At 47.6% G+C, this 20,541-nt stretch carries 14 protein-coding genes; 3 read left to right on the forward strand and 11 right to left on the reverse strand.

Features of this window, described 5'->3' with window-relative positions; genetic code table 11:
* Positions 1-7: 7 nt before the first annotated feature.
* From sucD to ACWQXP_RS01150, 7 genes are all read right to left on the reverse strand, one after another.
* A complete protein-coding gene (gene sucD / locus ACWQXP_RS01120; RefSeq protein ID WP_454060988.1) occupies positions 8-877 on the reverse strand; it encodes a succinate--CoA ligase subunit alpha in 870 nt (289 codons plus the stop codon).
* 38 nt (positions 878-915) lie between these two features.
* Positions 916-2,100 (reverse strand): ADP-forming succinate--CoA ligase subunit beta, encoded by a 1,185-nt coding sequence (gene sucC, locus ACWQXP_RS01125; RefSeq protein ID WP_454060989.1) that lies wholly within the window; start codon positions 2,098-2,100, stop codon positions 916-918.
* A 62-nt stretch (positions 2,101-2,162) separates the two neighbouring features.
* Positions 2,163-3,740: an FAD-binding protein gene (locus ACWQXP_RS01130; RefSeq protein ID WP_454060990.1), complete on the reverse strand. Its 1,578-nt coding sequence runs from the start codon at positions 3,738-3,740 to the stop codon at positions 2,163-2,165.
* 434 nt (positions 3,741-4,174) lie between these two features.
* Positions 4,175-4,894: a 2Fe-2S iron-sulfur cluster-binding protein gene (locus ACWQXP_RS01135; protein WP_454060991.1), complete on the reverse strand. Its 720-nt coding sequence runs from the start codon at positions 4,892-4,894 to the stop codon at positions 4,175-4,177.
* Positions 4,895-4,921: 27 nt separating this feature from the next.
* On the reverse strand, positions 4,922-7,168 hold the full coding sequence (locus tag ACWQXP_RS01140; protein ID WP_454060992.1) for an aconitate hydratase: 2,247 nt from the start codon (positions 7,166-7,168) through the stop codon (positions 4,922-4,924).
* A gap of 70 nt (positions 7,169-7,238) precedes the next feature.
* On the reverse strand, positions 7,239-9,065 hold the full coding sequence (locus tag ACWQXP_RS01145) for a citrate/2-methylcitrate synthase (protein ID WP_454060993.1): 1,827 nt from the start codon (positions 9,063-9,065) through the stop codon (positions 7,239-7,241).
* Positions 9,066-9,100: 35 nt separating this feature from the next.
* Positions 9,101-10,297, reverse strand: coding sequence for an ATP citrate lyase citrate-binding domain-containing protein (locus tag ACWQXP_RS01150; protein WP_454060994.1), 1,197 nt, complete (start codon positions 10,295-10,297; stop codon positions 9,101-9,103).
* 364 nt (positions 10,298-10,661) lie between these two features.
* Here ACWQXP_RS01150 and ACWQXP_RS01155 point away from each other — a divergent pair, with 364 nt between their 5' ends.
* Both ACWQXP_RS01155 and ACWQXP_RS01160 read left to right on the forward strand, forming a co-directional pair.
* The gene (locus ACWQXP_RS01155; RefSeq protein WP_454060995.1) at positions 10,662-10,949 is read left to right on the forward strand and encodes a hypothetical protein; all 288 of its coding nucleotides are present in this window, start codon (positions 10,662-10,664) and stop codon (positions 10,947-10,949) included.
* Positions 10,950-11,482: 533 nt separating this feature from the next.
* Positions 11,483-13,720 (forward strand): NADP-dependent isocitrate dehydrogenase, encoded by a 2,238-nt coding sequence (locus ACWQXP_RS01160; protein WP_454060996.1) that lies wholly within the window; start codon positions 11,483-11,485, stop codon positions 13,718-13,720.
* A gap of 335 nt (positions 13,721-14,055) precedes the next feature.
* Here ACWQXP_RS01160 and tnpA read toward each other — a convergent pair whose 3' ends face one another.
* Together tnpA and ACWQXP_RS01170 are read right to left on the reverse strand one after the other, a co-directional pair.
* Positions 14,056-14,499 carry an IS200/IS605 family transposase gene (gene tnpA / locus ACWQXP_RS01165; protein WP_454060871.1) on the reverse strand — a complete coding sequence of 148 codons (444 nt, stop codon included), beginning with the start codon at positions 14,497-14,499 and terminating at the stop codon, positions 14,056-14,058.
* A 47-nt stretch (positions 14,500-14,546) separates the two neighbouring features.
* Positions 14,547-17,309, reverse strand: a complete 2,763-nt coding sequence (locus tag ACWQXP_RS01170; RefSeq protein ID WP_454060997.1) for a PAS domain S-box protein — start codon at positions 17,307-17,309, stop codon at positions 14,547-14,549.
* Positions 17,310-18,144: 835 nt separating this feature from the next.
* Between ACWQXP_RS01170 and ACWQXP_RS01175 the strand changes: the two genes are divergently transcribed.
* Positions 18,145-18,495: a DoxX family protein gene (locus ACWQXP_RS01175; protein ID WP_454060998.1), complete on the forward strand. Its 351-nt coding sequence runs from the start codon at positions 18,145-18,147 to the stop codon at positions 18,493-18,495.
* A gap of 128 nt (positions 18,496-18,623) precedes the next feature.
* Here ACWQXP_RS01175 and ACWQXP_RS01180 read toward each other — a convergent pair whose 3' ends face one another.
* Positions 18,624-19,931: a pilus assembly PilX N-terminal domain-containing protein gene (locus ACWQXP_RS01180; protein ID WP_454060999.1), complete on the reverse strand. Its 1,308-nt coding sequence runs from the start codon at positions 19,929-19,931 to the stop codon at positions 18,624-18,626.
* A gap of 6 nt (positions 19,932-19,937) precedes the next feature.
* Positions 19,938-20,537, reverse strand: a complete 600-nt coding sequence (locus ACWQXP_RS01185; protein WP_454061000.1) for a PilW family protein — start codon at positions 20,535-20,537, stop codon at positions 19,938-19,940.
* Between the last annotated feature and the right edge of the window lie 4 nt (positions 20,538-20,541).

Below are 20,541 nucleotides of genomic sequence, written 5' to 3' on the forward strand. Positions count from 1 at the left end.
ACAGCCACTATCCCAAAGCCGTCTTCACTGCCTGACCGATCTCTGCTGGATTTTTGACAACATGGACGCCGGCGGCTTCGAGGGTCGCCATTTTTTCCGCGGCCGTGCCTTTACCTCCTGTGATGATCGCCCCAGCATGGCCCATGCGTCGACCTGGAGGAGCGGTGATTCCGGCGATAAAACTCACAACGGGTTTCGTGACATGCTCCTTAATGTACGCCGCGGCCTTGTCTTCAGCATCACCGCCAATTTCACCAATCATCACCACGGCTTCCGTTTCGTCATCTTCTTCAAACATGTGTAAGAGATCGATATAGCCTGTCCCAATAATTGGATCTCCTCCAATTCCGACGCAGGTCGTCTCTCCAAGACCAAGTTGCGTTAATTGATTCACAGCTTCATACGTGAGCGTCCCACTTCTGGAAATCACACCCACCTTCCCTTTTTTATGGATGAATCCAGGCATAATGCCAATCTTGCATTCATCTGCCGTAATAATCCCCGGACAGTTTGGACCGATAAGACGCGTTGCATGACCTTCAAGCGCTCGCTTGACTTTCACCATATCATTGACAGGAATGCCTTCAGAAATACAGATAATGAGCCATACACCCGCTTCAATGGCTTCTAAAATCGCATCAGCCGCAAAGGGTGGTGGCACAAAAATCAACGATGTGGTGGCATCGGTTTTCTTTACCGCATCACGTACGGTATTAAAAACCGGGATACCTTCAACTTCTTGACCGGCCTTGCCAGGAGTGACACCGGCCACCACTTGAGTCCCATAGGCTTGGCATTGAGTCGCATGGAACGACCCTTCTTTTCCGGTGATTCCTTGAACAACGACACGCGTATTTTTATCAACCAGAATACTCATTCGTCGGACCTTTCAGTGCTGGCAACTACGGTTGAAATTTAGGCCTTCTTTTTCTTACTGCACAATGCGACGATTTTCTGAGCCGCTTCCCAGAGATCGGTAGCCACTTCAACTTTCAAACCTGACTCGGCAAGAAGCTTTCTGCCCTCTTCCGCGTTGGTCCCTTGAAGCCGCACAACAACCGGCAATTTAATTCCGACTTCTTTCGCAGCATCGATGACGCCATGGGCAATTCGTTCACACCGAACAATTCCACCAAAGATATTGATAAATATGCCTTTGACTTTCTTGTCCTTTAACAGAATTCTAAAGCCAGCCGCGACCGTTTCCTTCGTGGCCCCCCCCCCAACATCAAGAAAATTGGCAGGCTCCGAACCGGCCAATTTAATAACATCCATCGTCGCCATGGCTAAACCTGCACCGTTGACCATGCACCCAATGTTTCCGTCAAGCTTGACGTAATTGAGGCTGTGTTTTCCAGCTTCGATTTCCATGGGCTCTTCTTCATGCAAGTCACGGAATTTTAGGATAGCCGGATGCTTATACAAGGCATTGTCATCAAATGACACTTTGCCATCTAATGCGATCAGTTGCTTATCAGTGGTAATCACCAGGGGATTGATTTCTATAAGAGCCGCATTTTTTTCCATGAATAAACGATAAAGATTTTCCAACATTTGAAAGAATGGCTTCACCACCGCTGGTTCCAACGTTGGCAACCCAAGCCCAAACGCTAAATTTCTTCCGTTGTAGGACTGAAATCCAACCGCAGGATCAATGGCTTCCTTTAAGACTTTTTCAGGCGTGTTCTCGGCAACCTCTTCGATTTCCATTCCACCTTCTGTGCTCACAATGAACGTCGGACGACCTGTATCACGGTCTACAAGCAGACTGAGATAGAGTTCTTTATCGATGCCGGCGCCTTCTTCAATCAGCAGTCGCCTGACCTTTCGACCCTTAGGACCAGTCTGATGGGTCACAAGGGTTTTTCCAATTAATTCCGTAGCGAGACCAGGCACTTCTTCTTTATTTTTGGTAATTTTGACGCCTCCGGCTTTTCCACGGCCTCCAGCATGAATTTGTGCCTTGACCACGTACACTGGCGTATCCAAAGCCGCAGCCCATTTTTCTGCCGCACGCGCATTCTTGATTTCCTTCCCTTTCGGCACAGACACACCGTATTGGGCAAAGAGTTGTTTGGCTTGAAATTCATGAATGTTCATGTCTGATCCTTTTGGCTATATGACGAAGACGACACTTACTCGTGACGCATTGAACGCCAATGCTAGGGCTTTCGTGTATAGGCTGGCAACACCATTGGAGATGCAACTTGATTCTTCACACCATGCTTTGTGGCTTCGGCTCGAAATCGAGCCAGATGATCGAGCGTTAAGGGACCTTGAGCATCTGCCTTTGCACGTGCAGCAGCCGTTAAGCCGGCACGCTTCCCAAAGACCATAAGATCTAACAAAGAGTTCCCCATCAATCGGTTGCGTCCATGAAGTCCCCCAGAGGCTTCGCCTGCAACAAACAGATTCTTCACCGGGGTTTCACTGTTTTCGTCAATTTTTACGCCACCGTTTTGGTAATGAAGAGTCGGGTATATCAACACGGGGTCCTTGCGAATATCGACATTGAATCGTTCATATTGTTTCACCATCGCTGGGAAATGCTTATCCAACGTTCCCTCACCATGCTCGACGTCAAGAAGCGGTGTATCTAGCCACACGCCGACTTTCCCTGAGTCAGATGTGATCCCACGCCCTTCCTCGCATTCACGAATGATAGAAGACGAGACAACATCGCGAGTATCAAGTTCATTGACAAACCGTTCACCTTTGGCATTAACCAAATGTCCACCTTCAGATCGAATCCCTTCGGTCACTAAGGCACCCACGAGTTGCTCAGGATAGACTCCACCCGAAGGATGGTATTGAAAGGTATCGATCTGGACTAGCGGCGCCCCCATTCGATAAGCCATCGCCAATCCGTCGCCGGTTGCCCCATAATGATTACTTGTCGGGAAACCTTGTATATGCAAACGACCGATGCCGCCCGTTGCCAGAATGACCGTTTTAGCCGCAACGACAACTAAGCGTTTGTTATCCAAATCCTGTAACACAGCACCGGTACAGACACCCTGAGCACTGAGCAACTCCACCGCTGCGGCAAATTCAAGGAGTGGAATTTTTTGATTGAGTACCTCATCTTTGAGTACTCGCATTATTTCGAGACCTGTATAATCCGAGCAAGTCAAAAGCCGTTCTTTCGAACTGCCGCCACCTTTTTTGACATGGAGATTTCCATCAGCGTCTCGATCAAACAAAACCCCTAGCCCGAGCAGCCATTTTGCAATAGACGGCCCCTCTTCAACCATGACCTTCAAAAGGGCATGGTCGTTTTTCATATGACCGCCCTTAAGAGTATCGAGAAAATGTTGAACCGGAGAATCGTCTGGAGCCACTGCAATCTGCATCCCACCCTGTGCCATCACCGAGTTAGAATCGACAAGACGCAACTTGGTCGCCAACAGGACGTTCGCACCCTCCTCATGTGCATGCAAAGCCGCAGCACAACCAGCACCACCTCCACCTACCACAAGCACATCAACAGAGTAATCCGGGATGAGAGGAGAATCGGCCGAGATAGGGCTTTCACCTTCTAAAATAGACGCGAGCTCTCTGACTGTCTGATCGCCGGCATTCGGGCCAAACATAATCGGCCGATAGGCTTGCTCACGATGATCAGGGTGATATTTTTTTATCAGGGTATCACGTTCAGCGGGCGTGAACTTTGGAAAGGATTGCGCTCGACGCGCATCACGAGACTTATGAACTACATCATGAAGAGTTGGAAGATCCACTAGAATACCTTTAATAAAAACGCCTTGAGCAGGCAACCGAAATGTTAAGCCGGCAATGTATGAGTAGCACTAAGAATATTCAACTACCGTATTCTAGAATACCTTTAATAAAAACGCCTTGAGCAGGCAACCGAAATGTCAAGCCGGCAATGTATGAGTAGCACTAAGAATATTCAACTACCGTATTCTAGAATACCTTTAATAAAAACGCCTTGAGCAGGCAACCGAAATGTCAAGCCGGCAATGTATGAGTAGCACTAAGAACATTCAACTATCGTATTCTAGGATACCTATTAATCCAAACTATTGTGAGCCGATGCCCAACGAGTAGAACCCCAACGCCCGACAGCCAGCAGAATGTTCAACTATCGTGTTCTAGGATATACAATAATAAAGACCTGTCGAACATCCGCACCGCTTTCAACAACTGTAGATTAGGGAATTTTAGCTGATGCCTGCTGCAATTCCTCGTCAGTCATCTTCAGCACTCTTGACCAGTCTGCTTGGTAGCGACCTTTTTCGATCTCCTGAATTCGTTTATCTAAGCCTTCAGGCTTATCCGTGAAGTGCACCCCTTGAGCACGACTTGCATAGACAGCTACAAGATTAGGAGCAATATCGGCAATGCACACTGGCGCGCACATACCACACATCACGCAATCCATAAACATTTCGGAGACAGCTTTAAAATCACCAAAGACCGCCTTCCAAACCCCTTCCCGCACATCAATAGATTGCGGACAGGCCTCTGTGCACGCATTGCAATTCCGACAAAGAGGAGCTTCTGGATACAGGGTAAAAAGATCTTGCTTGGGATCTGTTAACTCCGTCAAATCATAAGTGGCTTTTCGCGCTGGAAAGGCCGGCATAAATGAAAACGACATGCCGTCTTCTACCGCAAACGAACAGGCTAAACAGGTTTTGACTTTCGGATCATCTTTCGTTCGATAATACGTGGCACAGGCCCCACAAAACCCACCAAGACATCCCACACCTCGAACAACTTCCTGACCGGTATACCAGAGCGCTTTGATTAATGTGATGCCAGCTGGAACTTTATGAGGCTTCCCCTCAATCTCGACCGTCACCATCTGAGGTTGAAGACTCTGTTCTTGATCCAATGTATGTTCTTTATCGAATGTTTCAGACGTCATAATGATCAAACGGCACGTGATAAAAGATTAATTTAAGGCGTTTAAGGCCGACCCGGCCCTAAACCAGACAATTTGCTGTTCAGTCATACTATGATTTGCTTTGATTTTCACTTCTTTCCCATCTTTTTTATGAATCGTGATATCGATGGGTTGTCCTGGAGTCAGACTATTCAAACCATGAACGGAGAAACGATCTTCCTGTTCAATCTGATCATAATCGCTCGGGTTTGCGAATGTCATCGGAAGCACACCTTGTTTTTTAAGGTTTGTTTCATGGATTCTGGCAAAACTTTTCGTTAAAACAGCCAACACTCCCAGGAATCTAGGGGACATAGCCGCATGCTCCCGACTGCTTCCTTCGCCGTAATTTTCATCACCAACGACAAAAGACCCAACACCCTTTGACTTATAGTCACGAGCAATTTGCGCCATATTCAAACCTGACTCACCGGTTAAGACATTGGTGCCTTTCCCTGGCTCAGATGAAAACGCATTCGTTGCGCCCAAGAACATATTGTCGCTAATTTTGTCGAGATGACCTCGGAATTTGAGCCACGGTCCCGCTGGCGAAATATGATCTGTCGTGGTTTTTCCTTTGGTTTTCAAAAGAAGAGGAAGTTTTTCAAAGTCCTTTCCGTCCCACTTGGGGAATGGTTCCAACAGTTGCAATCGTTCGCTTGTCGGCGGAAGGTCAACCTCAAGTCCTTCTCCATTTTCAGCCGGAGGAACAAATCCTTCTTCGCCTTTGGCAAAACCATTGGCAGGCAGTTCTTCTCCTTGCGGAGGATCAAATTTGAGATCTTTCCCGTCAGCAGTCTTAATCGTTTGATTCACTGGATCGAAACCTAAGTCACCGGAAAACGCATAAGCCGTCACCACTTCTGGGCTCGCTAAAAATGAGAGCGTTTCAGCAATGCCATCATTTCGACCAGGGAAATTTCGGTTAAAGGTACTCACGATCGAATCCGCTTTACCCTTCACGCCATCCGCACGCTTCCATTGGCCAATACAGGGGCCGCAAGCATTCGCTAACACCGTTGCACCCATGTCCTCAAAGGTTTTCATAAACCCGTCACGCTTCATCGTGTGATAAATTCGCTCAGAACCCGGGCTGACGAGGAACGCCGTTTTCGCTTTCAGACCGGCCTTGAGACCTTGCTCTGCAATATGAGCGGCACGCCCAATGTCTTCATATGAAGAGTTCGTGCAGCTACCCACCAACGTTGCTTTCAACTCAACGGGATAGCCTTTTTCCTTTGCCTCAGCGGCGAGCTTAGAGATCGGTCTGGCGAGATCCGGCGAATGCGGACCAACCACATGCGGCTCAAGGGTTGAGAGGTCAATTTCCACAATCTCGTCATAATACTTTTCTGGCGACGCATAGACCTCTGGATCGGCGACCAACAATTCACGATTGGCCTCAGCCAATTTCGCAATATCTTCTCGTTCAGTGATGTTCAGATACGCGACCATTTTTTGATCAAACGGGAAGACTGATGTCGTCGCACCCAATTCGGCACCCATATTGGTGATGGTACCTTTTCCTGTTGCACTGATGGTTTCCGCACCAGGACCGAAGTACTCGACAATTTTATTGGTTCCACCTTTGACGGTGAGCTTTCCACAGATGTAGAGAATGACATCTTTGGGCGAGGCCCACCCATTGAGTTTTCCGGTCAACTTGACTCCAATAAGTTTTGGATGAAGAACTTCCCAGGGAAGGCCGGCCATCACCTCACCCGCATCGGCACCACCAACGCCGATCGCGAGCATGCCTAATCCGCCACCGTTTGGAGTATGAGAATCCGTCCCGATAATCAATCCGCCCGGGAACGCGTAATTTTCGAGCACGACTTGATGAATGATTCCAGCCCCTGGCTTCCAAAATCCGATTCCATACTTTTTCCCGGCCGATTCGAGAAAGTTATAGACTTCTCGATTTTCATCGTTCGCCATCTTCAGATCTTTTTCAGAACCCATTTCAGCACGAATGAGGTGATCACAGTGAATCGTGCTGGGAACAGCCGCCTGCTTCTTTCCCGCTTGGATAAACTGCAACATCGCCATTTGCGCCGTCGCATCTTGCATAGCCACACGATCTGGGCGAAGCGCCAACATGGCTTTTCCACGATCCCAGACTTGTGAATCAAAATTATCTGCATGTGAGACTAAAATTTTTTCAGCTAATGTTAAGGGACGCCCAAATTTCTTTCGGGCTTTTTCCACAACACTGGGCATTGAGGCATACAATTTTTGTACGAGTTCTAGTGACATGGCATTATCTCCGTCTCTGCCCGATTGCCGGTTGCACCCGCTGCAATCGGAGGACAATAAAAAAATAGCGTTATTTTAAAGGTGGAACTTCGCGACGCTTTGGCGACGCATAATTCACCAGATAATCAAACAAACGGATCAGACGGCTCCCTTGACGTTTTTGATCGGTCCAATGGCCAATCATGCCAATGGTACGAGCCAGAATAAAGAAACCATTCAAACTATCAACCGGGAATTTCAAATCGACTAACACTGCAGCCATCGTACCGTCGACATTGAGAATGAGATTATCTTTTTTCGCAGCAGTGATCTTTTCAACTTCCAGAGCAAAGTCGAGGTGCGGCGTGGCAATACCAAGACTTTTCACATACCCAACCAATTCCTTCACGCGTTTATCAGGATTCCGCAAACTTTTCACTCGATGGCCAATACCAGGAACCGGCCCCACATTTTTCTTCATATACCCTAAGAAATCATCGACGGACAGGTTGTTATCGATGGCATACTTGAACCACCGTCCCGCATCGGTCACGGCCCCGCCGAAGCGCGGCCCAATCATGATCATCCCCGCAGCAACAGCTTGCGAGAGACCGATACCAGCACATGCGGCAATAACGGTCGTCAATGCGCCACTGACACAGGGACCATGATCAGCTGACAACATAATAATACGCTTAATAATTTCCGCTTCCTGTTTGGTGATCAAACGGTTATCCCATAATAAACCGATAATATGCGGAATGTCGTAGCCACTATTGATGAGTTCTGATGCCGGATAGCCTTGATACAGAGGCTCATCGCCACGATCATCACTAATCGTGGATCTGATCAATGGAGCGACAAGGACTTCACCATCAGTCTTTGCCTCTGCAACCGACTTGGGAAGCCGCGGCACATCAGCAGGAGCAAGATCAGGGATCGCTTTGACCTCACCACTCTTCAAAAGTTCTTCATGCGTGGCTTTGATCGCAGGACCTAACGCGCCAAACGTCTCAGGGACAAGCGCGCCAGCCTTTTTCAGCGCTTCGGATTTCGCGCGAGCCGACCCTTCGCCCTTCAACCCTTCTTTAGCTCCGGCATGCCCGAATTTCATGCCTTTCGGTAGACTTTCCTGGCAGAAACCCGAAACCACCGCGAGGAGTTTAATCCGACGTTTCTTCGAACCATACCACTCGGCTGCTCGCTCTTCTAAATCTCCGCCCATCTCGCCGACAATGACGACGGCTTTGGTCTGGGGATCGTTTTCAAACATTTCCAGGTAACTGACATAATCCGTTCCGGGATAGGCATCCCCGCCAATTCCAATTGCGGTCGTAATTCCGTCAGCGAATTGGGAACAAATCCAAATAATTTCGTTTGACAACCCGCCCGACTTCGTAATCACCCCAAATGAGCCGGGACGATAAAGCTTACACGCGACCAAATTATCAAAAGCCCCCCCGATCACACCCAATCGGCATTCACCAGCTGACACCACTCCGATTGAAGAGGGACCATTGAACGTTTTCTTCAAACCACGAGCATGCTTTCCAAGTAATTTTGCATCTTTTTCAGGCAAGCCTTCGGTAATCATAGAAACCGTCTGAATTTTTGTATCATCCAAGGCTTCCTTGGCCGCAGCATAGGCGCGATCTGCCCCCACGTAGACAAGGCTGGTGTTAATTTCTGGATGATTCTTAGTGGCTTCAGCCACGGACTTATAAATCGGAATGGCCACCAACTCCGTTCCGCAAATAACCTCATTCGTCTTTCCGGCATCAGGCGGATAGACAAACGCTGAAACATTCAACGGCTGTTTATTCATGTACCGAAACTCGGCCATACGACGAGCCGCATTGACGCCCGCGACTCCTCCTTGAATAACCACATGCGTGTCTTTGGTTGCGAGAATACTCATCGAAAGTGTCTCCTAAGCCTCAAATTCAAAATTTATTATTTCCCCGCCATCGCCATATCGACAATATCCGTCAACGGCGTCGTGCGATCAAACACATGAATATCAAAGCCCTCACCTTGCAGTGCGCGCATGGACGCCAGTCCTTGCTTTTCGTTCGGGCCTCCTCGTCGCACCCAAATCTTCACACCGTCTAACTTCCCTTCGGCTTTGGCTTTGCGGAACGCATTGATGATACCACCAAAGGTCTTTTTCACATCGGTGAAATTCGCAATGGCCCCGCCTACGATAATGTGCTTGAGCTTTGGGAGTGAACAGACTTTTTCGGTCAACACTTCGACGGCCCAGTCCGGCGGATCTCCAGAGTATTCCGCATAATTCGCCAGCTTTCCCCCTCGCGCCACCACAGCATCGGAGTAATACACGCTAGCGCCGCCGCCAGCCGGTAACATGGCAATATTACCGCCAGGAATCTCGATCAGCTTCACAGAGCCTTTGACCTTCGCATCAACGGCCATCACTTCTTCTTCATTCTTGGTATAGGCCCGACCAAATTCGGCCGCAAACGGGAAGTTCCAATCCTTATGACGGAACTTTGCGTCACCATCTAAAAGCGTCACGGCATCCAGCGCAACTAGATCGCCATTCCCGTCCTTCACGACAGGGTTAATCTCGAGATATTGCGCATCTTCATTGTCAAAACAGATATAGAGTTTTTTCAGAAATTCCGCCATCTTCGAAGCTGTATCACCCGTAAACCCAGCGTCTTTCGCTAAGGTTGACAGCTCTGAATCTTTTGGGGACTCCCCAATGCCTACGAGAACACGCTTGACCTTTTCCCAATTGGCCTCAACTTCAACTCCACCGTACGTGGTTGCCATGATTTCCACGCCTTCACGGGTGGATTTTGCTGAAACATAATATTCTTCTTTGTGATCGATCGCTTCTGAGACAATCACTTCTTTAATCGTGACCGACTCAACCTGTTTGCCCAACATGTCACGGACTGCAGATTTGGCCTTCGCAAGATCCAATCCTACCTTCACAAGACCAAGTTTAAATCGAGATCCCAATGCCTCATGAGCTTTCACAACAAGCTTACTTTTTGCCAGCCAATCGTTGGCATTCGCTAATTGATCAAACTCATCACCAGAACTCACCACAACATAATTTGGAGTCTTCAAACCCCATTTTTGTAAAAGCCCCATTCCAGGACCTTCAAGTACTTTAGCCATAGTGTTTACCTACCTTGATGAAGACAAGTCTAGAGTGAACCACGCCTACCGCGTGAAAATGTGGATTGTACGGAGACTTGCAGCAGTTAGCAACCAATCAAAAGACCCAATTTTGCACCCTGAAGCCCTAGAAGAAAGGCGTAGGCAATCATAAGGGATCGAGAGAAAAACAATGTGCCTTTTCATTCAACCTAAAAATAATAATACATATCAATACCTTCCGGCACAGTGAATCGTTGCATTTACAACACGGTCTGGAATTAAGGCAAGAATGTGCTATCTGTAGAATTGAAGAGCCCAGGCGAGACGAATGACACCGACAAGCCATATCTAGGTTGAAGCTCAACATTCAGGGAACAGGCTGATGATTGCACTCACGATTTTCTTATTGATTTTCCTTTGCACTCAAATAGCCCCCTCAATTGCTCAAACCTCTAAAGCCGAAGAGCCCGACCGTCCTAGCATCCGGCCATCAAATGACCGAGATTGCCCACCGACACACCCAATCAAAGGAAACTTTACGACCTATAATGGTGAACGCTGCATTTATCATATGAAAGATCAACGCTTTTACTTAAAGACCAAGCCAGAACGTTGTTATGCCACGCCGCTAGAAGCCATTCTTGATGGATGTCGAGCATCAAAGGTGTGAGAACCAATTGGCAGCCCAACTTCCTCATTATTTATTATTGATATATATGGGTAGCACCAACCACAGGTCGCTCGCGGCATCTTTATCAGTCGTCTCAGACGCTCAACCTAAGGCTAAACATTTGAAATTCAAGGATTCTTCCTCTTGACCAGGAAGAGAGCACTACCCCACTCAGGATGTTCTCTGGGTCTTTAGTATCCCCACTCCTCATGGGCCCTTCGGTTGATTGCTACCCTGAAAAAATCTCACTAAAATCGTACGTTCGATAAACTTAGCTGTTAACGACTAAAACGCTATCTTATTCGATGACTATCCTACCCTTGGCTCATCAAAGCTTTTATTGCCTAACTCTTGTTAATTGGGATGTACCGATTGCTGTATTAATTGATGAACAGCAATTGGTTATGCGTCGTCAAACCTGAACCTGGTTGAGGCATATTTGAGTAAGGAAACAGTCAGCAATATCGCTTGGCACATTAGTATTTCTACAACAATGTGTCCTTTATTTCAGTAACCCTTAATGGAGTCACACCATGTCAACACAACCAGATATCATTTACACAAAAGTTGATGAAGCGCCGGAACTCGCGAGCGGATCGTTTCTACCCATCATTCAAGCCTTCGCCAGTACCGCTGGTGTGAATGTCGGAACGAAAGATATCTCACTAGCCGGCAGAATCATTTCGCAGTTTCCAGATAGACTTAAGCCGGAACAACAGCAACCCGATGATTTAGCGCTGCTTGGTGAAATGGTCGAGACGCCGGATGCCAATGTGATCAAGCTTCCTAACATCAGTGCCTCTATTCCGCAAATTCAGGCCTGCGTCAAAGAATTGCAGGCCCAAGGCTATGATATTCCCGACTATCCTGAGGACCCCAAAAATGAGGAAGAAAAAGCGATACAAGCCAAATTTGACAAAGTGAAGGGAAGTGCCGTGAATCCAGTATTGCGGCAAGGTAACTCCGATCGTCGTGCATCGACATCTGTGAAACAGTACGCGCAAAAAAATCCACACCGAATGGGTAAGTGGACAAAAGATTCGAAAACCCATGTTGCCCACATGTCGGGCGGCGACTTCTTTGACAACGAAAAATCCGCCACGATTTCCGAACAGTCTGCTGGCAACGGCCGCATTGAATTTGTTGGTGCCGATGGCAGCACAAAGGTGTTGAGAGATAAAGTGAAACTCGACAAAGGTGACGTGGTTGATGCGACAAAAATGAGCGTGAGTGCGTTACGCAAATTTTTCAAGGAACAAGTCGCCGACGCGAAGAAAACCCCAGACGTTTTGCTCTCATTGCATATGAAAGCCACGATGATGAAAGTCTCTGACCCGATTATCTTTGGTCATGCGGTGACCGTCTATTTTGAAGATGTGTTTACAAAACATGCAAAGGTCTTTGACGAACTAGGCATCAATCCGAATAACGGACTGGGTGATGTCTATGCCAAAATTAGCAAGTTGCCGTCAGCTCAACAAGAAGAAATTAAAGCTGACATTGAAGCCGCAATGAAAAATGGCCCGGACTTGGCTATGGTAGATTCAGACAAAGGCATTACCAATCTTCATGTTCCAAGCGACATCATCATTGACGCGTCAATGGCTGCCGCTCTTCGGACATCAGGAAAGATGTGGGGACCCGATGGAAAAGAACATGACATGAAGGCCATGATCCCTGATCGCAGTTACGCCGGCATTTACCAAGCCGTCGTAGACTTTTGTCGAGAGAATGGTGAATTTAATCCTGCGACGATGGGAAGCGTGCCGAACGTTGGGCTGATGGCTCAAAAAGCTCAAGAATACGGCTCACACGACAAAACCTTCGAGGCCTCTGATAATGGATCCATTCGCTTGATTGATGGAGCTGGCAAGGTATTACATGAAATTCCAGTCGAAAAAGGTGATATTTTCCGTGCGTGTACCGTCAAAGACATTCCCATTCAAGATTGGGTCAAGCTAGCCGTGAAACGGGCTCGAGCGTCTTCCACGCCTGTCGTGTTCTGGCTAAACAAAGACAGAGCCCACGACGCACAAATCATCGAAAAAGTGAACCGGTACCTGAAAGATCATGACACCAACGGTCTCGACATTCAGATCTTGCCTCCGGTCGATGCGATGAAGCTTTCATTGAAACGCGCCAAGGAAGGGAAAGACACGATTTCAGCCACAGGTAATGTCCTTCGAGACTACCTCACAGACCTTTTCCCAATCTTGGAATTGGGGACAAGCGCGAAAATGCTATCCATTGTCCCGCTCATTAATGGCGGGGGGCTGTTTGAGACGGGAGCAGGCGGGTCGGCTCCGAAACATGTCCAACAGTTTGTGAAGGAAGGCCATCTGCGTTGGGATTCACTTGGAGAATTTTTAGCTCTTGCCGAATCCTTCGCTCACCTCAGCCAGAATAAGAAGAACAAAAAGGCCAAGGTGCTTGCCGACACTCTTGACCGGGCAACCGGAAAACTCATGGATAATCGAAAGGCGCCAGGTCGGGAACTCGGTGAATTAGACAATGCCGGCAGTCATGTCTATGAAGCTCTGTATTGGGCTCAAGAACTCGCCGCACAAAATGACGATCCCGAACTAAAAGAAAAATTCACTCCTGTGGCCAAAGAGCTTGATACCCATATCGAAAAAATTCTGGATGAATTGAAAGCCATAAAAGGAAAGCCTGTCGATATCGGTGGCTACTATCATCCTTGCCCAGACAAGGTAAAGGCCGGAATGCGCCCGAGCGCCACACTCAACAAGATACTGGCCAGCTTAAATTAAATAGTCAGACTGACCGTTGCGTGCATAAAAAATCGAGCTGGGCTTCGCATGAAGTCCAGCTCGATTACGTTGGAGAGGCTTCTAGCCGATTCAATTAATTTCCAATGGTTGAAAGTAGGTAATGACGCTGTAGTCAGGCTGGCTCAACTGGACTTGGACGCCTGTAATAGACGTGTCAGACATATAATGGAGTCTTCACAGTTAAATGCCTATGAAGAATGCACCGACTTTCTACTATCGTTTTCAAGCACGCCTTTCAGCAACCATTTGTATTCGCTATAATCCTACTTAATGATGTGATGAATAAATAATCCCCGCCGCAAGCGGACGGGGTATTAGAAGAGGACTAACTGGTGATTTGCGTATAGCTTTTGGTAGGCATCCCCTTGTTGCTTGACATATTTCCCTATCATATTTTCATTGCCATGTTTACCCACTGTGCTTGCGTAATACCCGTCGGTCCATAGCTCACCACCCCATAATTGCTCTTTGACCTGAGGGGCGCGCCGGAAGATCTCTCTGGCGGTCAAACGCTTTATGATGGTCACCACCTTCGTCACACTATACCCGGGAACCGATTGGACCAGAAAATGGACATGGTTCTTATCCGTACCAATCTCCAGAAATTTCAACTGATACCGCGGCTCGAGCTCGAGGCAAACCTCCTTCAACACACTATCGACGGCTGAATCAAATATCGCACGGCGATATTTGGCAGGAAAAACCAGGTGGTACAACAAAACCGTAACATTATGGCTCTGATGAATGTACTCCCTCACCCGAGTAGTTTACGCCGCAAGCGGCGGGGAATATACCCTCAAGTGATTTACGGACCATGTTCTGACGTTGTGTGCTCGGGGGTTTTATTCAAGACTTTTTCAAGCACCACGCTCAAATCATGAATTAAAACCGGCTTCGTCAAAAACGCTCGAATCCCAAGCTGCATAGCTTTTTCTTGGTTAATCGTATGGCTAAAGCCCGTACAGAGAATGATAGGTAAGTCTGGTCGGATGGCCAAGAGATAGCTCGCTAACCGTTCTCCTGTTAAATGAGGCATAGTTTGATCTGTAATGACGACATCAAATCGTAAGGGATCATCTCGAAACACCTTGAGCGCGTGCCTGCTCTCCTGCTGCACTTCAACATCATAACCCAATTTCATGAGAAGCTTTTGGCCTGCCTCTGCAAGGATTTCTTCGTCCTCGACTAAGAGAACACAGCCTTTCCCTCGACGAATAGGCGTTTTTTTGACAGCAACCTTAGGCAATGATTGTTCAATGCGTGGTAAATAAATGATAAAAATAGTCCCTTGGCCCACAACACTTTCTACGAGAATGGCCCCATTGCAGCTGGCAATAATTCCATGGACCACAGACAATCCCATCCCTGTTCCTTCACCGACCCCTTTGGTGGTAAAAAAGGGTTCAAAAATTCGCTTAATAACATGGGGAGGTATGCCGCGACCGGTGTCACGTATCATGAGTTTGACGTGAGGCCCAGGTTCAATATTGGGATGCAACGTCGCAAACTCCTGAGTGATGTCCACAGGGCCAAGCTTGACCTCAAGAATGCCCCCTTTGTCTCTCATCGCATGTTCGGCATTGGTACAAAGGTTCACCAGAACTTGGTGAATTTGCGTGGAATTAGCCAAGATCGTATCAGATTCAGTGGCCAGGTAGGAACGAATCTGAATGGTTTTAGGAAGTGTGGCCCGCAAAAGCTGGAGCGTTTCTTTTGCAACCACATGCAAGTGAATCAATTGACGTTCTGGAGCTTTTTGTCGACTAAATTCTAGGATTTGTTGGACCAATTCCTTGGCGCGCCATGCCGCCGTGGTGATTTTTTCTAAATAAGCTCGCTCCTCAGCGTGCACAGGTAATTTAATGAGTGCCAAGTCTGAATAGCCAAATATCGAACCAAGAATGTTGTTGAAATCGTGAGCGATGCCACCGGCAAGCGTTCCAATCGCTTCCATTTTTTGCATTTGAAGAACCTTTAATTCACTCTGACGAAGCGCCTCTTCTGCTCGACGACGATCGGTCACATCAAAGGCCACCCCCGTGACGCGGTGAGGGTGATGTTGCTCATCTGACAACACTTGTCCTCGGCCAGCTATCCGAATTTCATAGTTGGTGCTCTGCTTCCGAATACGAAATTCAAAGTCCGAAGAACCGCCCTGTGCAATAGACTCCTGTATTGTTCGCTTCACACCGTCGACATCTTCTGGGTGAATGAACTGCATAAATGATTCAAACGTCCCACCAAAGGTTCCCGGAGTGAGACCAAATATCACCTCGAGCTCTGGAGACAAGAAAAGCACATTGGCATGAATATCGTAGTCAAATGTCCCCATTCGGCCAGCCTGAAGAGCAAGTCTGAACCGTTCTTCACTCTCGCGCAGAGACTCTTCAGCTTTTTTTCGTTCGATGGTATCACGAAGAAGTTCCTCATTGACTCGAGTCAACTCCAACGTTCGTTCCTGGACTCGGGTCTCTAATATTTCTTTACTTCGACGCAGTTCCTGAGCCGTTCGTTTGAGCTCAGATATATCGTCTGCGACATAAACGACCCCCAAGGTTGTTCGTGTCACATCAGCAACGGTGGCCGCCGAGACACTGACACTAATAGATTTACCTGCTTTACTAAACCAATGAGTTTCTTGATCTTGCACAGTCCAATTCCCAGAGGGGGCATGCACTTGCAACTCAAGAAGAGGAGGGGAGGGGTATATCACTGGGATCGCCTTTCCAAGCAGTTCAGATTCTTGATAGCCAAGCAATGAACAGGTGGCTCTATTCGTCAGACGGATGACACCTCCCAGGTCAACCACGAGAACAGCCCCCCGCATGGTATCAAGAATCCGTTCAGCCGTGAACGCTGGAGTCAAATCCACCAGTCGGTATCGCCAGATTGTCATGGCAGAGGTAAGGGTAAAGATCAAAATAGGGAGATAGCCAAAGGGATAGACAGCAAATCCAAACTTTGGAAGAAAATCAACACACCCGAGGTACGCAATACCGAATCCAATCAAAAACCACTTCGCACGTTGTTTTTGGGGATCCACATGCAATTGTGTGTATTTAAACTGAATATACAATAACCCGGTAATCATCATACCGGAAACATAGATCACAAATGGGATGCCCAACCATCCATACTTCGGGTAATACCCCCACCAGTATTGATACATTCCAGCAATCATCGCGTCTGACATGAGTGTTGCGAAAAAAAACGCCGAAGAAAGCACCCAGTTGAACCAGACAGTTTTTTTCCAATAGCCTTGGAGTTTGAGAATTTCCACCATAAAGTGGTAGATCGCTGCAGGGATCCAGGGAACACCGACATAGGCCAGTTCGACCCACCAAAGAGCGACTGATTCCAATTTGGCGCAATACATCCACGTAAAACCAAAAAACCAGAGGAAACATGGCATGACCATGGACGCAAACACCCAGCTCACACCCGAACCGCGTTCCCGAACGACGACAGCAAGACAGACCAAGAAACCAATGACAGCGGTCAAGAATGTCGGGACGGCATAGATGCTGAATTCGTAACTGGAGGGATTGGCAACTTGTTCGATCATCATAACGTTGAGTAACAGCTTATGAGAGGAGACAGGCTACAGCGAGGAACGAGACCTTCGTGCTCGGCAATGCAATGGCCCAACACACGATCCTCTTGATAACAAATCCCGAGCGTAGAGACGTCAAGTCCAGGACATCAACGACGAGACGTCTCAACCCCCACAAACATTGAGAGCCTCATGTCGACAACATACCGTTGCTGACTCCAAAAGAAACGACTTCCATGATGAGCTTTGTTGGATGTTTACCACGACTGCTCGTTGAAATGTTCGTGAAAAGGTTTCATTCATATTGCATATCATTACAAATAAAATGAACCAGCTCCACCATTCCTTCATCCATTAGGGCGAAGCTTGGTCGATATACGGTTCAAACTCAATACTAGCATTAGTTTAATGCAAAACAATGGGAACAGAAGCCGTAAGCAAAAAGAAAGATACCGTTCCCACGGTATCCTGAATTTCAATCTTACCTCACCCGAATCTTTCGATCTATGTTCTTTATTGATAATTCAGCGATTATCATCGTTGCACCTCTCGATGACCACTAGCAAAGATGAAACTTCTCATTATCGGTCAGTGGACTTCGATCGCAGAACCGTCTACAGTTGACATGTACACATTGGCGATGCAATCAGGCCTATAGCCACTTATAATAACTTTCGATGCTTGAGGCGCAGTCTTACGCTGTCGAGGCGACCTATAACTAACGCTCTAGAAACAAGCAGGTCTCACCATTAGGGACCCACTTCAACCCTGCGAGATGTATACAACAATCGTCGCCTAGGCTCCCTTTCCTTATGAACTGGAAATGAATTGAATTTGCTATGGTAAACATATGAAACAATTGATTCATACAAGTCTTTGGGTCCTACTCGGACTCATTTTTCTATTTGCCGGAGGGTCAAAACTCTGGGATCCAGTGACTCATGCAGAAAAGTTTGCTCATTGGGGCTATCCCCTGTGGTTTGTTTATGTCACGGGAATCATTGAGGTATTGGGAGGGGTTGGATTATTCATTCCAGCCGGAAGATTGTTTGGAGTCCTGCTCTTAAGTGTGACGATGGTTGGCGCCACCGTCACCCACCTTCGTGCAGGGGAGATGGGTGCGTTTCCAATACCATTGGTACTTCTGCTAGCGTTGCTCACACTAGCTTGGACTATGCGCCACTCTAAAATGAAGACTTGACAAATCCCGCCAGCGCCCTTGGTCGTGGTTCGTCGCTCGTGAATCGTATCTCGCATATCAAAGACCGGAGATTTTCCTACACGAAAGACGAACGACGGGATACGAGAAACGTTTCATCCTTCTTGAGTCTATAGGACCTGCTTCCACTTCCTTACAATTAGCGGCCTACTAAGGACTGCAGCCTTGATGGCACAGCTATCGTATGACACATTGAGTGAACCAGACAAATCGACAAGCTCGCTCACCCACATTCCCCCCTCGATCCGAACCGGCCCCGTCGCACCAGATACATAAACTTTCCCCGTACTGATAAGCAGCCCCTTCCATTGCACTGGCCCTTCGAGGATAACCTCATCAGTCATGAGAAGGATTCCATGCCCTTGCACATTTCTTATTGAAAGACCACCACCTCTTGTCGATGAATCGAGAAGAACCGTTTCCGGTGATGAGGCCGTTCCCCAGTTGACGTCCGACTGATTGGTCGTGATGAGTCTCGCACCTTGCTTGAACGAATCCATGATCTGCAGTAAGTTCAACGCCAGATCGCCTTGTTGTGGAGATGATGGAACACCGATCAAGGAAGCTGACCCAGTGACTGAAGATATCCCACTTGTATAAATTGGTGGCTTTGGAGAAGTGACTCCGCATTGATCATTTCCATTAACCGCATTCAACGAACCCACAAAGGACACGCCATTTTTGGCATAAATAGCCGCAAGAACATGCGGGGCGGGAGGATGAACAACGTCCACCTCAATCGTTACGGAACCACCTTTCCCACCTGCTAACGCCACAATCCGTTCAACTGGATACGATCCATCTATCAATTCAGAGGTCGTAAATTCTATAGACGCGGATGAATCTGCCGTTGGGTAGCCATACATCACGACATTGCCAGGCTTCGCTCGCGTATGCTTGCTAAGGTTTCCATCAAGATCAAGATAATGAGGAATGGTCGATCGATGACCTTCTCGCTCAGCATCATATTCTGTCTTGTGCTTCAGCTTTACCCAATAGGGCAAGGTCCGCTGTAGACTGTTCGGCGTAATCTTTGAATTGGATTGATTTCCATTGACTGGGAAATAGTTTGTATGACCTTTATAAAATGTCGTATCCATGGATGAATGCCAATCGGACGAGGTCAGAATATAAGCCGTCCAACGAGGATCGTAAGGGTTAGGGTCGTTAATTAGTTGGGGGTTCCCAAACAAATCTCCACGCAATCGGGCTCGGCTCTCAGCGATTCCCGCTTCCGCAAGGTAAAATCCTTCAATCCCACGCCGGTAATTCCCACTGATCGAAATTTCTGTTGATGTCGCGGTGAGAACCGTTGTTCCAAGAACACTCAACACGGCCATGAGTATCAGCGCGGCAACTAACGCAAACCCTTGAGTATTCGTTGGAGAGTCACGATCAATTTTTGAGCAGACCATCATGAGAGACTACAACCCCAAATTTCGAAGCGTAATTCGTGATCGTAAGGTTGTGGTTCGATATCCCTTATTGAAAGGATAGCGAAGATCAGGGCTTGCGGTGCGAGCTTGAATATGGAGTTCAACTTGTCGAATCTGATTCGAATCGATGGTTGAAGCACCGTTTCGATCAAAGTATTGAATGGAAAACGTTTCGATATGTTCAGCCAGCGGTTGTCGCCCTCCACCCGTATCACGACGTAAGGTTAATGTGGCCTGATCGTGTGAATATTGAATAGATTCATTTGAATCCGTCGGATTTCCATTCCCATTAAGATCGGCTTTGATGTGAAGTTGCGTGGGGTGATAGGCAATGCCGTTAAAGTCATTGTGAGGACTGTTGTCTTGATTGACCTGACGCGGATCATACCCGGCCATCTTGAGTTCATGAGCCATCACATCCATGGCTGCCCGAACATGTTGCTGCATATCAAGGATGTTTTCTCGTACGACTTGGGCACTCACTTGACTTGAATAAATGGCGTAAATCGCCCCAAGCGTTAGTGTACTCAAGGCTAACGCCATGACGACTTCAATAAGCGTAAACCCTTGATCGTTCCTTACATTCATGAAC

The organism is Candidatus Nitrospira salsa (assembly GCF_965152625.1).

What these genes read in the sequence shown, in the direction of transcription:
- sucD (WP_454060988.1), bottom strand. Translation starts at nt 877, where the DNA reads ATGAGTATTCTGGTTGATAAAAATACGCGTGTCGTTGTTCAAGGAATC.
- sucC (WP_454060989.1), bottom strand. Translation starts at nt 2,100, where the DNA reads ATGAACATTCATGAATTTCAAGCCAAACAACTCTTTGCCCAATACGGT.
- ACWQXP_RS01135 (WP_454060991.1), bottom strand. Translation starts at nt 4,894, where the DNA reads ATGACGTCTGAAACATTCGATAAAGAACATACATTGGATCAAGAACAG.
- ACWQXP_RS01140 (WP_454060992.1), bottom strand. Translation starts at nt 7,168, where the DNA reads ATGTCACTAGAACTCGTACAAAAATTGTATGCCTCAATGCCCAGTGTT.
- ACWQXP_RS01145 (WP_454060993.1), bottom strand. Translation starts at nt 9,065, where the DNA reads ATGAGTATTCTCGCAACCAAAGACACGCATGTGGTTATTCAAGGAGGA.
- ACWQXP_RS01150 (WP_454060994.1), bottom strand. Translation starts at nt 10,297, where the DNA reads ATGGCTAAAGTACTTGAAGGTCCTGGAATGGGGCTTTTACAAAAATGG.
- ACWQXP_RS01155 (WP_454060995.1), top strand. Translation starts at nt 10,662, where the DNA reads ATGATTGCACTCACGATTTTCTTATTGATTTTCCTTTGCACTCAAATA.
- ACWQXP_RS01160 (WP_454060996.1), top strand. Translation starts at nt 11,483, where the DNA reads ATGTCAACACAACCAGATATCATTTACACAAAAGTTGATGAAGCGCCG.
- ACWQXP_RS01170 (WP_454060997.1), bottom strand. Translation starts at nt 17,309, where the DNA reads ATGATGATCGAACAAGTTGCCAATCCCTCCAGTTACGAATTCAGCATC.
- ACWQXP_RS01175 (WP_454060998.1), top strand. Translation starts at nt 18,145, where the DNA reads ATGAAACAATTGATTCATACAAGTCTTTGGGTCCTACTCGGACTCATT.
- ACWQXP_RS01180 (WP_454060999.1), bottom strand. Translation starts at nt 19,931, where the DNA reads ATGATGGTCTGCTCAAAAATTGATCGTGACTCTCCAACGAATACTCAA.
- ACWQXP_RS01185 (WP_454061000.1), bottom strand. Translation starts at nt 20,537, where the DNA reads ATGAATGTAAGGAACGATCAAGGGTTTACGCTTATTGAAGTCGTCATG.